The sequence below is a fragment of the Erythrobacter ani genome, from assembly GCF_019204025.1.
GTDB classification, from domain to species: domain Bacteria; phylum Pseudomonadota; class Alphaproteobacteria; order Sphingomonadales; family Sphingomonadaceae; genus Erythrobacter; species Erythrobacter ani.
Genome location: NZ_JAGSPB010000001.1, coordinates 887034 through 902850, shown reverse-complemented (window position 1 = coordinate 902850; position 15817 = coordinate 887034). Strand labels below are relative to the sequence as shown.

12 protein-coding genes are annotated in these 15817 nt (G+C 60.8%); 5 read left to right on the top strand and 7 right to left on the bottom strand.

What is annotated here, in order from left to right:
• The first annotated feature begins 5 nt into the window (after window positions 1-5).
• Entirely contained in the window at window positions 6-1046 is a 1041-nt protein-coding gene (gene holA, locus KCG45_RS04275) for a DNA polymerase III subunit delta (RefSeq protein WP_218315847.1), read from the top strand.
• A 106-nt stretch (window positions 1047-1152) separates the two neighbouring features.
• Entirely contained in the window at window positions 1153-2556 is a 1404-nt protein-coding gene (locus KCG45_RS04270) for a sugar transferase (RefSeq protein ID WP_218315846.1), read from the top strand.
• 32 nt (window positions 2557-2588) lie between these two features.
• Here KCG45_RS04270 and KCG45_RS04265 read toward each other — a convergent pair whose 3' ends face one another.
• Genes KCG45_RS04265 through KCG45_RS04255 form a run of 3 tightly spaced genes read right to left on the bottom strand, consistent with a single transcriptional unit; the run spans window position 2589 to window position 4468 of the window.
• Window positions 2589-3161, bottom strand: coding sequence for an LptA/OstA family protein (locus tag KCG45_RS04265; RefSeq protein WP_439648901.1), 573 nt, complete (start codon window positions 3159-3161; stop codon window positions 2589-2591).
• On the bottom strand, window positions 3158-3823 hold the full coding sequence (gene lptC / locus KCG45_RS04260) for an LPS export ABC transporter periplasmic protein LptC (protein WP_218315845.1): 666 nt from the start codon (window positions 3821-3823) through the stop codon (window positions 3158-3160). Before lptC ends, KCG45_RS04265 begins: the two co-directional genes overlap by 4 nt.
• Before the next feature lie 24 nt (window positions 3824-3847).
• Window positions 3848-4468 (bottom strand): ribonuclease D, encoded by a 621-nt coding sequence (locus tag KCG45_RS04255; protein WP_218315844.1) that lies wholly within the window; start codon window positions 4466-4468, stop codon window positions 3848-3850.
• 85 nt (window positions 4469-4553) lie between these two features.
• Between KCG45_RS04255 and ung the strand changes: the two genes are divergently transcribed.
• The 3 genes from ung to KCG45_RS04240 all read left to right on the top strand — a co-directional run bounded on the left by ung (window position 4554) and on the right by KCG45_RS04240 (window position 6267).
• Window positions 4554-5243 (top strand): uracil-DNA glycosylase, encoded by a 690-nt coding sequence (gene ung / locus KCG45_RS04250; protein ID WP_218315843.1) that lies wholly within the window; start codon window positions 4554-4556, stop codon window positions 5241-5243.
• A complete protein-coding gene (locus KCG45_RS04245) occupies window positions 5240-5572 on the top strand; it encodes a TraR/DksA family transcriptional regulator (RefSeq protein ID WP_218315842.1) in 333 nt (110 codons plus the stop codon). The genes ung and KCG45_RS04245 overlap by 4 nt, the downstream gene beginning before the upstream one ends.
• Window positions 5573-5682: 110 nt before the next feature.
• Window positions 5683-6267: a nucleotidyltransferase family protein gene (locus tag KCG45_RS04240; protein ID WP_218315841.1), complete on the top strand. Its 585-nt coding sequence runs from the start codon at window positions 5683-5685 to the stop codon at window positions 6265-6267.
• A 37-nt stretch (window positions 6268-6304) separates the two neighbouring features.
• Here KCG45_RS04240 and KCG45_RS04235 read toward each other — a convergent pair whose 3' ends face one another.
• The 4 genes from KCG45_RS04235 to gltB form a co-directional block, all read right to left on the bottom strand.
• Window positions 6305-7714 (bottom strand): carbohydrate porin, encoded by a 1410-nt coding sequence (locus KCG45_RS04235; protein ID WP_255547944.1) that lies wholly within the window; start codon window positions 7712-7714, stop codon window positions 6305-6307.
• 219 nt (window positions 7715-7933) lie between these two features.
• Window positions 7934-9322, bottom strand: coding sequence for a carbohydrate porin (locus KCG45_RS04230; protein ID WP_255547943.1), 1389 nt, complete (start codon window positions 9320-9322; stop codon window positions 7934-7936).
• Window positions 9323-9492: 170 nt separating this feature from the next.
• The gene (locus KCG45_RS04225; protein WP_218315840.1) at window positions 9493-10944 is read right to left on the bottom strand and encodes a glutamate synthase subunit beta; all 1452 of its coding nucleotides are present in this window, start codon (window positions 10942-10944) and stop codon (window positions 9493-9495) included.
• Window positions 10944-15584 (bottom strand): glutamate synthase large subunit, encoded by a 4641-nt coding sequence (gene gltB / locus KCG45_RS04220; RefSeq protein WP_218315839.1) that lies wholly within the window; start codon window positions 15582-15584, stop codon window positions 10944-10946. The genes KCG45_RS04225 and gltB overlap by 1 nt, the downstream gene beginning before the upstream one ends.
• Between the last annotated feature and the right edge of the window lie 233 nt (window positions 15585-15817).

Sequence of the window (15817 nt, the reverse complement as noted above, 5' to 3'; positions counted from 1 at the left end):
CGGCGATGAAGGCCACGCAGAAAGACTTTGCAAGGGGCCTTCCGCGCGGTGCGGAGCAGGCCAGCATATTCTTCTTTTGCGGACCTGACGAAGCGGGCGCTTCGGCTGCAGCGGCAAAGGTCGTCGACGCCATACCCGATGCGGGAGAGCGGTTCGACATCGCCGGAGCCGATCTGAGGCGCGATCCCGCGATGCTGGGCGATGAGGCCCGCTCGGGATCGCTGTTTGGCGACAAACGGCACATCCTCGTGCGGGCCAGCGGGGACGAGGCACATGATGCGGTCAAGGCTTTGATCGAAACCGGTGACGCTGGCGGCGGCGACGCTGCGCCCGTGCTGATCGTCGCAACATCGGCGACCGATAAATCCCGCACCGCGAAACTGCTCGACAAGCGCAAGGACGCGCTTGTGGCGATGTTCTACCCTCCCGACATGATGAGCGTCGCGGCGTCGGTGCGGGCCATGGCGGATGCAGCTGGCCTCAGGCTCGGCGGCGATCTGGCCGAACGGATTGCCCGCGCCGCAGGTCTTGATGTGCGGCTGGCCCAGTCGGAAGTGACCAAGCTTGCGCTGTATTGCGATGCCGATCCGCAATCGCCCAAATCCGCCAGCGTCGAGGACTATGCCGAGATCGGCGCAGCGACCGAGGAAGACGGTTTCCAGCCGGTCGTCAACGCGGTGATGGGCGGAGAAGTCCAACGGCTCTCTGCCGAAGTTCGCCGGATGCGGGAGCTCGGCCTCAACCCGGTCGGTCTCCTGCTCGCCCTGGAACGGCGCGCGGCGCAACTTGCGCAAATCCTCGCAAAGCTCGGCCCAAGAGGCTCGTTCGACAATCTCAGCAAGGGTGAGAAGGCACAGCTCGGCATCTTCTGGAAAGAGGAGCGCGACATCCGCCAGCAACTCGCTCGCTGGCATCGCTCGAAGCTCGACCGGCTGATACCGCGCCTGGTTCGTCTCCACCGGAGCCTGCTTGCGAACAGCCAGTCGGCGGAAATTTTGCTCGCGCAGGATCTGGCCGAAATCGCGCGGTTTGCGATGAAGCGATGAATTATTGAGGAGAAGCAGCTGCCTGCGCTCGCAATGCGCGCGCTTTTGTGCGTAAAAGTGGACTTAGGGAAAACACTTAATTGGTGTTTATCGGGACGAGCACCGCATGAATAAGATAACGGGTCCGCTCCTCGAGGCAAAGAAGACCGACGGGATCGACGTGAAGGTTGTCCCTTCACTCGAGAAAACGCGCTTTCGCATCTACATCTCGATGATGGCGATGGATGCTGTCATCTTGCATCTTTCGTTTGTCACTGCAGCGTTCCTTTACGAAGGTTTTCGCTGGCAGAACCAGTCGCTGATCGCCGCACAGATCATCTTGCCGCTGTATTTCACGATTGCGCTTTACAACCGGTCGTACGGCGCACGCGCTCTAGCCGAATGGACTTACGCCGCACGGCAGGCGCTGACTTCGCTCATGCTGTCGGCGGCGTTCGTCAGTTTCGTCGCGTTCTACACCAAGTCGACAGCGCAGTTTTCCCGCGTCGGCGTGACTTTGGGGCTGCTGCTGACTGCAATGGCGCTGGTCGCCTCGCGGTGGCTTATCATCCGTCTGATCGAAAGGTTCTGGAACGGAAAAACGCGCAATTTCCTCATTATCCAGGATGGCGGTCCCGATTTCACGCTTGCCACGGCAGACGTGATTTCTGCGCGGGAATACCAGATCGATCCGGCTGCCGACGATCCCTATGTGCTCGACAGGCTCGGCAAGTTGCTTCGCAACAGGGACAAGGTCATCGTAAGCTGCCCGAGGGAGCGCAGGAATCAGTGGGCATTTCGCTTGAAATCCTCTGGCGTCCACGGCGAGATCGTAAGCGAACCGGCACGAGAATTGGGCGCACTGGGTGTACAGCGATATGATGATCCCGACCGCACGACACTGGTTGTTTCGACCGGTCCTCTCAGCGTCCGCGGGCGCGCCACGAAACGCGCCTTCGATGTCCTGGTCGCATCGTGCGGACTGATTCTGCTGTCACCGCTATTCCTGATCGTTGCAGCCTGTATCAAGCTGACGGATGGCGGTCCCGTCCTTTTCGTCCAGCAGCGAACCGGGCGCGGCAATCAGCTGTTCAAGCTGCTCAAGTTCCGCTCGATGCGGATGGATGGGCTCGACACGAATGGTGGCCGCTCGACAGCCCGGCGCGATGACCGTGTCACGAGGATTGGCGCGCTTATCAGGCGCACGAGCATCGACGAGCTGCCTCAGCTGATCAATGTCTTGCGCGGCGAGATGTCGATTGTCGGCCCACGTCCGCATGCCGTGGAAAGCCAGGCGGAAGACAAATATTTCTGGCAGATCCATGCGCTCTATTGGCAGCGTCATTGCTTGAAACCCGGCCTGACCGGGCTTGCACAGGTGAGGGGCCACCGCGGCGCGACCGAACAGGAGAAAGACCTGACCGACAGGTTGCAGTCGGATCTCGAATACATCGCTGGGTGGTCGCTGATGCGCGATTTTCAGATCATTGTGAGGACGCTTCGGGTGCTCACGCACGACAACGCATACTGATCGTCCTGCGGAGAGGGCCTTCCCGGGTTTTTCTAATCCTGCGGGACGGAGAACGATCCGGTAACGCGGCCTTCGGAAGTACCGGATGCGCCCGACCCGCCGGAGGCTCTTCCATCGACGCTCGAGACGCCGCTCTGCAGGTCGATGACGAGCCGACCGCCGTTCAAGGTATCGGAGCCGCGCCGCAAGCTGACATCGCCCGCCATCGTGATGATACGGCGATTGAAATCGTAAATCGCAACGCCGCCCGTGGCGCGTTCGTTTCCGCGCGTAACCGTGACTCCGCCTGTCGCCGTGATGCGCTGGATGTCGAGCGAGCCATCATCGGTGAAGTTCACCAGCATCCGATTGGATCGAACGGTCAGGCCTGCCTGCGTCACGATCACGCCGCCCGAAAGCGTCACGCGGTTCTGGCGATCCTGCAATTCGATCGAGCCAGCGTCGTAGGTCACCGGTGCGTTGGTGTTGTGCGATGCGATCCCCTGCGCCTGCAGTCCGATGTCGCCCGCGATTGCTGCGGTGAGCGCAAAGCCGCCCGCCATCCAGCCGAAGGCGACACTGCCAAGATGCTTTTTTCGGGTCGCAATATTGATCTTCGCGTTCATGGAATCCTCAACTCGCCAGGGATCATTTGTAGCCGGGCATTCCCGTCCAGCGTCACGGTGCGCGCCTCAAGACCGGCGCGCATGGTGTCTGCCGAAAAGCTTCCGGCCGGAACTTCGCCCTCGACACCGTTATCGCCGCTCATCGTGCGCTCTTCGAGATCGACAGAGACGCCGCGGGCCACCATGGAATAGCCATCGGCCGCTTGTAGACGGACTGCGCCGTTTATGGTGACGATTTCCTCGTTGATATCATACACTCCGCCAGGCGCGCTGATGCGGGCCGGGCCGTCCTGCAGCAGCATCTGCGCGATGAGCTCATCCATGCGGACCAGCCCTTCGGCGCTGGACCTCTGCACGGCCTCTCCGGCGCTGATCGAAAATGGCCTGCCTTCATTATCGCGACCGCGGTACATGGCGTTGTCGACGCTAAGGCGCTCATTGATCACCGCGACCTTGTTCCGGTCTAGCAGGAAACTGACTTCGCCGCGGGGGCTCAGCGGCGTGATGATCATCAGCGCCGCGAGTATGCCGACGCCCAATGGGAGTGCGCGCGCAAGAAAGCCGACGAGTTTGTCATGCGAGCCGCCGGGCGCAGCGAAGCGCTGGCGCCTGCTGCGCAGTTCCTTGGCTTCACTCGTTTCGATGCGGCGCTTGCGAACCATGGTGGACCCGAAAACCCTTATCCCTCAGGAATGGTTGAAGATATCGTGCTCGGCCCAGCCGGCAATGTCGAGCTCGGCGCGGGTCGGCAGGAAATCGAAACAGGCCTGCGCGATATGCATTCGACCCTCGCGCTCAAGCCGCGTGGTCAGCTCGTCCCTCAGCCGGTGCAGGAAGCGCACATCGGATGCAGCATATTCGCGCTGCGCATCGTTCAAGGCGGGGCCGCCCCAATCCGAACTCTGCTGCTGCTTCGAAATGCTCTCTCCGAGCAACTCGTCCGTCAGGTTCTTGAGCCCATGCCTGTCGGTGTAAGTCCGCACGAGCTTGCTCGCGATTTTGGTGCAAAACACCGGCGCGGCCATCACGCCCAGATAATAATGGATCGCGGCCAGATCGAAACGGCCATAATGATACAGTTTCGTCCGGTTCTGGTCGGCGAGCAGCGCGGTCAGATTGGGCGCTTCGTAATCGCTTCCCGGCGAAAAGCGCACGAGATGCTCATCCCCGGTCCCATCGCTGATCTGGACCACACACAGCCGGTCACGGTGCGTGATGAGGCCCATCGTTTCGGTATCCACGGCGAGCGCCGCTGTGCCTTGCAGGACGCCTTCGGGCAGGTCTTCTTCGTGAAAATGTACGGCCATATGTCCCTGCCCTACGCCACATGGGGATAGAGGGAAAGGGGCGAGTGGCATGGCGGACGGTCCTCGGTCTAAGCTGCGCCAGAGAATGGCCCACGACGATATCCCTGAAAGCTGGCGCCCTGCGCTTGAACCGGTGCTCCAGACCGCCGAAGCACGCAAGCTGGGCGGGTGGCTGCGTGCGCAAGAGGACGCTGGCAAGACGGTGTTTCCGCCGCGCGGTGAGCGCCTTACCGCCTTTGCCCTGACGCCGCTGGACGAAACGCGCGTCGTAATCCTCGGACAGGATCCGTATCACGGGCCGGGGCAGGCACACGGGCTCGCCTTTTCCGTGAAGGACGGCGTGAAAGTTCCGCCCTCGCTGGTCAACATTTTCAAGGAAATGGAGAGCGACATCGGTATCGAGCGAGCTCGAACCGGCGATCTGACATCTTGGGCAAGACAGGGTGTGCTGCTGCTGAACAACACGTTGACTGTCGAGGCCGCGAGCGCAGGAAGCCATGCGGGGCGCGGTTGGGATGCGATCACCGATGCGGCGGTGCAGGCGGTGGCGGAGCGCGGCGAACCGACCGTGTTCATCCTCTGGGGCAGCCATGCGCGCAAGAAAGCGGGGCGGGTAAAGGCACTGGGTTCCGGTCCGCATCATCTCGTCCTCACCGCACCGCATCCTAGCCCGCTTTCCGCGCATTCCGGATTCTTCGGATCGAAGCCGTTCAGTCAGGCAAACGCATTTCTGGAAGCGAACGGGCGCGGCACTATCGACTGGCGCCTGCCGTGACAGAGGGCGAAGCGCGTGAGGCTTTGCTCAAGCGTCAGGCCCAACTGGCGGAGGAGGACCGGATAAGTGCAGAGGGCCGCGCGCCAGTGACCCTGCAACAGGATAGCGTCGGCCGCCTCTCGCGAATGGACGCGATGCAGCAGCAGGCGATGGCACAGGCACAGGAGCGCCGCCGCGCAGCGGAGCGCGCCAGGATCGATGCAGCGCTGGAACGGCTGGATGCAGACGAGTGGGGCTATTGCGTGAAGTGCGGCGAAGAAATCGCGGCAAAGAGATTGGCGTACGATCCAAGCGTGGCACAGTGTGTGGGCTGCGCGGGCGGCGGATAGTCCTCTGGTATACCCCCGTTTTGTCTCTCTGGAGTGGGAAGCGGACGGCCTGGTTTTGGATTGTATGTCTTCGATGGCGGACACACGAGACATTCTCTAATAAGGCGCGCATGGATGGTGCTTCAAGAGTTCGAGAGGTGCTTAGGAATGACCCTGTTCGGCGAAAAGCGCTGGAGCTAGTCGCTGACCTAAATCTTCCAGACTGTTGGATCGCCGCAGGGTTTGTCCGAGACGCAGTGTGGGACCGTTTGCATGGCTATCCTATGAGCGAGCCATACGGAGACGTAGACGTGGTCTGGTTCTGCGACAACTCACAGGATGATGATGACGATCGGCTAATCGAACGTCGTTTGGTGACAAACATGCCCGAACTTGAGTGGTCTGTGAAGAATCAAGCCCGTATGCACCGTCGAAACGCCGACTATCCTTATCGGTCCGTCGCCGACGCCATGACATATTGGCCCGAAACCGCAACGGCCATCGCAGCGCGTCTTGACGGCGCGGGTGAAATTCAGATTACAGCTCCATTTGGACTTGAAGACTTACTTACGCTGAGGCTGCGGCCCGGGCCACGATTTTGGGACGAGAAGTTACCAATCTTCGTCGAACGCGTAGGTCATAAAAATTGGACCAAAAGATACCCAAAGCTCAAAATGAGTGTGGTTGCTTCTGGTGGGTCTTCGCTATCCCGCTGACATCAGCGATCAAGTTTTTGACACGACGCCCCTCGCCTCAGAACCTCGACGTTAAACGCATTCCCAGCAGTACGCCGGTATCGTCGCTGCCGATGGCGCCGTTTACCACCTGCGCATTGGCGGTCAATTCGAACCGTTTGGCAAAGCCGAGCGTGTAGAACACCTCGACTCCCTGCTCGTCTTCGAGGTCGAGGAAAAAGGCGACGTCATCGACCAGTTCGTCTGTCAGCGAGTAGCGGAAATAGGCGACCCCGAAACGGTCCTGCGGGCGGAAGCGCGGATTGCCCGCGATTCCGAAATATCCGCTCCAATCCAGAAAGGTCGGATCGCCGTCGGATAGCTGGAAGCGCGCGAGCAGGCCGATGCCTTTGCCAGGCGCCTCTGGATAGACCGAGAGAAACTGATATGCCGACAGCGAGACCGCGAGCTCGTCTTCCGCGTCGCCGAACTGGCCATTCGGCAGCAAGGGCAGTGGCAGCAGTTCTTCGTTGGGGGCGGAGCGAGTCGAACCGGCGAGGCCGATCGAATAAAAGCCGGGATTGTTTCCGATCCGGGTGATCTTGGTCGCGGCGGCAAGGAACGCGACACCGTCTTCGAAGGCGGTTTCGAAACCGGTCCGCTCGAATTGTGAATCAGGATCGAACACCCACGCCCTGAACACCCAGCCATTGTTTGTCGGGACGGTCAGATGAGCGCCGATCATCGTGTTTGGAATGATCGCGGTCGGCGGGAGCGCAATGCCCAGATTCTGGAATCCGGAATGCCCATCGCTGCCCACGATCGGGAGGGCACCTGCGATCGGCAGCGTGTTGATCTTTCCGATCTGTAGGCTGACGCCGGAATTCCATTGTTTCCTGAGATGGATCGAGACGTCGAAGTCACCTTTCCCGCCTGGGCGGAACAGGGCGGTGTTGGTCGGGATAACGCCGATCTCGCCGTTGGAATCCTCGCCCCATGTGAATTCTGGCTGGATGTTGAGCGTGAAGCTGTCGTCGAGGCCGAAGAGGCTCCCGCCAATATCGACATAGGCATCGGCCCGGCCGCTGTAACGAACGATATCAGGAGCATCGCCTGCCACGGGTATGTCGACGAATTGCGAGACCACAAGCTTGGCCCGGAACGATTCAGTCATCGGGGGAGCACCCGGCCCTCCAATGGGCATGGCGACGACGTTCAACATCGGCGCAGACGGATCGGGACTGGCTGTCGCGGCTGCAGCGGAGGCCAGGGAGAGCGACGGGCCGATCTGAAAATCGGCAGCGGGAAGCAGCGAATCCGCCGGGACAGCGAGCAAGCCGTGCTCTGCGCTCCCGTCACTCGCGTCCCCATTGGCCAGCGCAGGCGCGGCGTATAAGAGCGAAGCGGCAGCTAGCAGCGACCAGCGCCCGAAGTTCCGCGAGGCGCACGACTGGTTAGCCCCGCGATGAGGTGAAGCAATGACTGCCATAATCCTGTCCCGTCACGTTGACGATGAACAGTGATTCCATCGTCTTCTGTATAGTTTTCAGCTTTTTGCAGCCATCATTCTTGGGCTGCGCCAGCGAGGCTAACAGATTACGGACACAAGATTTTTCGAATTCGCGCGCGAATTATTGTAAAACCATGTTTGCAGGCAATTTATTTGAAAATGGGTGCCAATACTGCTCGCGACTTGCTCGACGCGAACCTAGAAAGCGGTCGTCAGCCGCATTCCGATCAGCACGCCGGTGTCGCGTGCGGCGATGGCACTGTCGATGATCTGCGCATTGGCCGTGAGTTCGAATTTATTGGCGACGCCAACCGTATAGAACAGCTCGACGCCCTCTTCGTCCTCCAGCCCGATGCGGGGGGCGAGAACATCCACCAACTCGTCAGTCAATGAATATCGGAAATATCCAGCGCCGAAGCGATCCTGCGGGCGGCCGCGCGGATTGCCGGATATGCCGAAGAAGCCGCTCTGGTCGAGAAAGGTCGGATCGCCGAGCGACGTGTAGACCTGACCGAAGAAACCCCAACCCTTGCCCGGTGCCTCGGGATACACTTGCAGGAACTGGTAGGCAGCGAGCACCGCTGCGAATTCTCCCTGAGTGTTGCCGAAGGTTGTGCCGGGCGGGGGGACCAGGACCGAAGGAAGGTTGGTCGCCGAGATGTCATCCCGTGTCGAGCCGCTCAATTTGAGCGCGTAGAATCCAGGAGCGCCGCCGATCTTGACCGGGAATGTGACCGAGCTGAGGAAGCCGACGCCGCTTTCGAAAGCGGTTTCGAAGCCGGTGCGCTCGAATTGCGAATCCGGATCGAACACCCACAGCCGGAACAGCGCATCATCGGTCGGCACGGTCAGCAGCGCGCCGGTGATGGTGTTGGGAATGACGGCCGAAGGCGGCAAAGCAAAGCTCAGGTTCTGAAACCCGTAATGCCCGTCGCTCCCCACAATTGGCAGTTGGCCGCCGAGATCGAGGACGTTGACCTTGCCCACGGTAAGGTTGGTCCCCGAATTCCACTGTTTGGAAAGGCTGACGGATACGTCGAAATCGCCCGAGTCCTCACCGCGGAACAGGGCCGTGTTGCTGGGGATGAGCCCGATCACGCCATTGGAATCCTCGCCCCAGGTGAATTCAGGCCTGATGGTCAGAGTGAAACTGTCATCCAACCCGAAAGCGCGGCCCTTGATGTCGATATACGCATCGACCCGCCCGGAATAGCGAAGCGTCTCCTCTGCATCGCCTGCGACCGGGATGTCCACGAATTGGGAGGCGACAAGGCGCGCGTCGATCAATTTGGGGGCGGCGGAAACGGGCGCCGATGCCTCCGCACTTGTAATTACCGGATCGCCTGCTGCGCTGTCTGCCTGCTGCTGTTCGTCATGGAAGGCCGCATCGAACGCCTCGGTAAGATCGAAATTCGCTTCATTCGCAGAAGCCGGCTGGCTGAATGCCAGAGCTGATGACGTCGCTCCGGCGAGACATGCTGCGCGCAGTATCGATCCACGAATTTCAAGTGAATGTGCGACCGTAATTTCCCCAACCCTGACAAACGAGCGCGATCCAGGCACCCGCCTATTTTTCGGTGCCCCCAATCGCAATTATCGCCTTCCCTCATCCATTCAGAGTGAAGTCGATGCGATGAAGACGTGCGGAGGATATTCGGGCATCAGCGCCCTGCAGGATTGTATTCAAGCGACATTTGGACGGGAATAACTGGGGCCGGGTAACTCGACACTAACCTTCACGCCGCTTGATGCACCCGTCAACGCGGCAATTCTGTCGTTCCCATCAACGCTTCATCCACGCTGCGCGCACATTGCCGCCCTTCGCGGATGGCCCACACAACGAGGCTCTGGCCGCGTCGCATGTCGCCGCAGGTGAACACGTTTTCGGCGCTGGTCGCATACCGATCGGTATCGGCTCTGACGTTGCCTCGCCCATCGAGTTCGACACCGGCCTGTTCGAGCAAACCGGCCTTTTTCGGGCCGACAAACCCCATAGCGAGCAGGATCAGATCGGCGGGGATCGTAAATTCGCTTCCGGCGACCTCGCGCATTTCGCGTTTGCCGTCTTCGCTCTCGACCCACTCGACCCGAGCGCATTCGAGCCCGGTAACCTTCTCGCCGTCGCCCACCACACGCTTTGTCAGGACGGCCCAGTCGCGCTCGACGCCTTCCTCGTGACTGGAAGAGGTGCGCAGCTTGAGCGGCCAGTCGGGCCAGGTCAGCGCCTTGTCTTCCTTCTCCGGCGGCTTGGGCATGATTTCGAGCTGCGTAACGCTCCTTGCGCCCTGCCTGTTCGACGTGCCTACGCAGTCGCTGCCGGTGTCGCCGCCACCGATCACGACCACGTCCTTGCCCGTCGCGAGCAGGCTGCCGCGCGGCGCGGCCCGGACTTCATCGTCACCCGCATTGCGCTTGTTCTGCTGCGTCAGGAATTCCATTGCGAGTCGGACGCCCGGCATTTCCGCTCCCGGGATCGAAAGCGCGCGCGCATCTTCGGAGCCACCGGAGAGGACGATGGCATCGAAATTCTCTTCAAGGCTCTTGAAAGAGACGTCGACGCCGACTTCCTTGCTTGTCCGGAATTCCACCCCTTCGGCTTCCATCTGGATGCAGCGGCGGCTGATGAGATGCTTTTCCATCTTGAAGTCCGGAATGCCGTATCGCAGCAATCCACCTACGCGGTCGCTCTTTTCGAACACGGTCACGCTGTGGCCGGCGCGCGCGAGCTGCTGTGCGCAGGCAAGACCGGCCGGGCCCGAGCCGACCACCGCGACCGATTTGCCGGTCTTCTTGTGGGCGATTTGCGGAGTGACCCAACCTTCTTCCCATCCGCGGTCGATGATGGCGCATTCGATGCTTTTGATCGTGACCGGCTGGTCGATGATGTTGAGCGTGCAGCTCGCCTCGCACGGGGCGGGGCAGATGCGGCCGGTGAATTCAGGGAAGTTGTTGGTCGAATGCAGCAGATCCAGCGCGTTCTTCCAATCGTCTTCGTAGACGAGATGATTCCAGTCCGGGATCAGATTGTTTACCGGGCAACCATTGTGGCAATAGGGAATGCCACAATCCATGCAGCGCGAGGCCTGTCCAGCCAGCGTTGCATTGTCCGGCTGGATCACGAATTCGCGGTAATTGCCTAACCGCTCCTTGGGATCGAGGTAATCGCGCTCACGGCGATCGAGTTCGAGAAAACCGGTATCCTTGCCCATTACTCGGCTGCCTCCATCTCGGCATCGCGTCGTTCTGCTTCGAGAGTTTCGAGAGCGTTTCTATAATCGCGTGGCATCACTTTGACGAAGCGGCTGAGCGCCGCGTCCCAATCGCTCAGAAGCTCGCCGGCGACCGTGCTTCCCGTGTGGAGCTGGTGGCGCTCGATCAGAATACGCAAACGATCCGCATCGTGACGCAGCATGTCGCCCATTCCGAAATCATGGACCGAGCGTGGGCGCTGAGACGGGCGTCCGGTGCCGTCATCCGTATCCGCTGCAGCGGAAATCGGCATCAGATCGACCTGCGCATGGTTGACCAATTCGCTGAATTCGCCGCCCGGATCGTAGACATATGCAACCCCGCCGCTCATTCCCGCAGCAAAGTTGCGACCTGTCTTGCCAAGCACGACCACGACCCCGCCGGTCATGTATTCGCAGGCATGGTCGCCCGCACCCTCGACCACGGCGATCGCGCCTGAATTGCGTACGGCAAAACGCTCGCCCGCGACGCCATTGAAAAACGCTTCGCCCGCAATCGCGCCGTAGAGGACGGTGTTGCCGACGATGATGTTGTTGTCGGAATCGCGCGGCACGCCGTCTGGCTGCCGTACGATAATGCGGCCGCCCGACAGCCCCTTGCCGACATAGTCGTTGGCATCGCCTGACAGATCGAGCGTGACCCCGTGGGCGAGCCACGCGCCGAAGCTCTGTCCCGCAACCCCGGTGAGGTTGATCCGGATGGTGTCGACCGGCAGACCTTCATGGCCATGCGCCTTGGCGATTTCACCCGACAGCATCGCGCCCACGGTCCGGTTCACGTTGCGAACCTCGTAATCGAGCTGCACCGGCTCTGCCGCCTCGATGGCGTCTTTCGCATCGGCGATCAGCGCATTGTCGAGCGCAGCGCCGAGCCCGTGATCCTGTGTCTCGGTGTTACGCAGCGGAGCGCCCTCCGAAATCTTAGGAACGTGCAGCAGACGCGACAGGTTTATGCCGCGCGCCTTCCAATGACGGTGCATGCGGCTCATATCGAGCCGGTCGACGCGGCCGATCATTTCTTCGACCGTACGGAAGCCCGTTTCGGCCATGATCCCGCGCAGTTCCTCGGCCACGAAGAACATGTAGTTCACCACATGCTCGGGTGTGCCGGTGAAGCGCTTGCGCAATTCGGGGTCCTGCGTGGCGACGCCAACGGGACAGGTGTTCAGGTGGCATTTGCGCATCATGATGCAGCCTGCAGCGATCAGCGGCGCGGTGGCAAAGCCGAATTCGTCCGCACCCAGCAGAGCCCCGATGGCGACGTCGCGACCGGTTCGCAGGCCGCCATCGACCTGCACGGCGATCCGGCTGCGCAGGTCGTTAAGCAGCAGCGTCTGCTGCGTTTCGGCGAGGCCGATTTCCCATGGTGATCCCGCATGGGTCAGGCTGGTGAGCGGTGAAGCGCCCGTGCCGCCATCGTAACCGGAGATTGTGACGTGATCGGCGCGCGCTTTGGAAACGCCGGCAGCCACCGTGCCCACACCGACTTCGGACACGAGCTTCACCGAAATACGCGCATCGTTGTTGACGTTTTTCAGGTCATGGATCAACTGCGCGAGGTCTTCGATCGAATAGATATCGTGGTGGGGTGGCGGAGATATCAGCCCGACGCCAGGGGTCGAATGGCGCACTGCGCCGATCCTTTTGTCGACCTTGTGCCCAGGCAGCTGGCCGCCTTCGCCGGGTTTCGCGCCCTGCGCCATCTTGATCTGGATATCGTCCGAATTGACGAGGTACTCGGTCGTGACGCCGAACCGTCCCGAGGCAACCTGCTTGATCCGGCTACGCATCGAATCGCCGTTGTCCAAAGGCGTGAAGCGAAACGGCTCCTCTCCGCCCTCTCCGGTGTTCGATCGGCCGCCAATGCGGTTCATGGCCACTGCAAGCGTCGAGTGCGCCTCATGGCTGATCGAGCCGAAACTCATCGCTCCGGTGGCAAACCGCTTCACGATCTCGCTCGCGGGTTCGACCTCTTCAAGCGGGATCGGTTCGTCGGCTTTTTTCAGCTCCATCAACCCGCGGATCGTGAGCAGGCGCTCGCTCTGCTCGTTTACGGATTTCGCGAATTCCTCGTAATTCTTGTGATCGTTGCCGCGCACCGCGTGCTGCAATTGCGCGACATTGGCAGGTGTCCAGGCGTGCTGCTCACCGCGCAGGCGATATTGGTAGATACCGCCGACATCCAGCATGTCCTTGTACAGCGGGTTGTCGCCATAGGCCTGCGCGTGGCGGCGCACGCTTTCCTCGGCGACCTGGTCCAGCCCGACGCCTTCGATGGTTGTGGCCGTGCCGGTGAAGTATTTCTCGATGAACTGGCTGGAAAGGCCGACAGCGTCGAAAATCTGCGCCCCGCAATAGGATTGATAGGTCGAAATGCCCATCTTCGACATGACCTTGCGAATGCCCTTGCCGATCGCCTTGATATAGTTCTGCTCGACTTCGTCGCGGGAGATTTCCGGGTGCTTGCGCGCCCTCAGGTCCTCGAGCGTTTCGAACGCCACATAGGGGTTCATCGCCTCCGCACCGTATCCTGCGAGGACACAGAAATGGTGGACTTCGCGCGGCTCGCCGCTCTCGACGATGAGACCGGTCTGCATTCGCAAGCCCTGACGGACGAGGTGGTGGTGGACCGCCGCTGTCGCCAGGAGCGCGGGCATGGGAACGCGGTTTTCGTCCTGCGCGCGGTCCGAAAGAATCAGGATGTTGTGATCCTGCAGGACCGCCTCTGTCGCGGCCCAGCACATCTCCTTCAGCGCGAGTTCGATACCTTCAACGCCTTCGCTGGCGTCCCATGTGATGTCGATGGTCTCGCAGCGGAATGCGCCGTCTACCATCGCTTCGACCGACCGAATTTTGGCCAGGTCTTCATTGGTCAGGATCGGCTGTGACACCTCAAGCCGCTTGTGCGTGCCAGCTTCGTGACCGAGCAGGTTGGGGCGGGGGCCGATCATCGACAGCAAGCTCATCACCAGCTCTTCGCGGATCGGATCGATCGGCGGGTTGGTGACCTGCGCGAAGTTCTGCTTGAAATAATCGTAGAGCAACCGCGCGCGGTCCGACAGGACTGCAATCGGCGTGTCGGTACCCATCGATCCGATCGGGTCGTCGCCCTTGACTGCCATCGGTTCGAGGAATCGCGAGACGTCTTCCTGCGTGTATCCGAACGCTTGCTGGCGCTGGAGCAAAGTCGTGTTCTCTTCCGGCAGATCCGAAAGCTCCGGCTCGATGTCGTGAATGTCTTCAAGCCGGACCTGCGCCTGCTCCAGCCATTTGGCGAAAGGTTCCGAGGTCGCGAGGTCGGCTTTCAGCTCGTCATCTTCGATGATGCGGCCTTGTTCGAGATCGATCAGCAGCATCTTACCGGGCTGTAGCCGCCATTTTCGGACGATGTCCTCTTCGGCAAACGGCAGCACTCCGCTTTCTGAAGCGAGGCACACGATATCATCCTTGGTCACGCAGAAACGTGCCGGGCGCAGGCCATTGCGGTCCAGCGTCGCGCCAATCTGGCGGCCATCGGTGAAACAGACAGCGGCCGGGCCGTCCCACGGTTCCATCAGGGCCGCATGATATTCGTAGAATGCCCGGCGCTCCGGATCCATCAAAGCGTTGCCGTTCCACGCCTCGGGGATCAGCATCATCATTGCATGGGCGAGGCTGTATCCGCCTGCGATCAGCAGCTCGAGCGCATTGTCGAGGCAGGCCGTGTCGGACTGGCCATGCGGGATGATTGGCCACATCTTGTCGAGGTCTGGCCCAAGGAGATCGCTTTCCATCGTGCGCCGACGCGCATTCATCCAGTTCACATTGCCGCGAACCGTGTTGATTTCGCCATTGTGCGCAATGAAGCGGAATGGATGCGCAAGCCGCCAGCTCGGGAACGTGTTGGTCGAGAAGCGCTGATGGACGAGGCCGAAGGCGGAAACGCATTCGGGATCACTCAGATCCTCGTAAAAGCTGCCCACTTGCGTTGCCAGCAGCAGCCCCTTGTAAACGATGGTGCGGCTCGAAAAGCTTGGCAGATAGGTTTCGGTCAGGCCTGGCAGACCGTGCTTTTCGGCGAGTTTGGCCAGGGGATTCAGAGTCTGCTTGCGAATGGCGAGCAGCTTGCGCTCGAAAGCATCCTGGTCGGCGCAATCCTCCCCCCTTGCGATGATCGCCTGCTGGATGACCGGCATCGAGGCAATCACCGCATCGCCCAAGCCATCGAGCGTGGTTGGGACGTCGCGCCAGCCGATGACGGTCTGGCCTTCCTTCGCCGCAAGCGTTTCGAAACGCTCGGCGACGAATTCGCGAGCCGCCTCGTCCTGCGGCAGGAAGCACATGGCCACCGCATAATCGCCTGCGGCTGGCAGCTCGATATCGTGCCCCGTCGCCCAACGCCGAATCAGGGCGTCTGGGATCTGCATGAGAAGCCCCGCTCCGTCACCGAGCAAAGGGTCGGCGCCGACGGCACCGCGATGATCGAGTTTCTCGAGGATTTCGAGCGATTGTTCGACGATGCCATGGCTGCGAGCGCCCTTGATATGGGCGACCATGCCTACTCCGCAGGCGTCATGTTCGTTGGCGGGGTCGTAAAGACCCTGGGAGATGGGGTGTCCCATGGCAAAATCCGATCTGTCAGATGCCGATACCCGAAACCGGTGGACCTTGGCCCTGCGGTTCGTGCAACGGCAGAATGTCGAGCGCACCGGGCGGATAGCCCGGACCGCGCTTCGTTCGCATTCCTATTGCCGATGGATTTGCTATTTTGCAACCGCGAAGAGCGAAGTTTTATTTCGCAGTGCCAAGCTTTATCTATGCTTTTAGTGCGCGTCTGCGACTGATCGGACCTGGA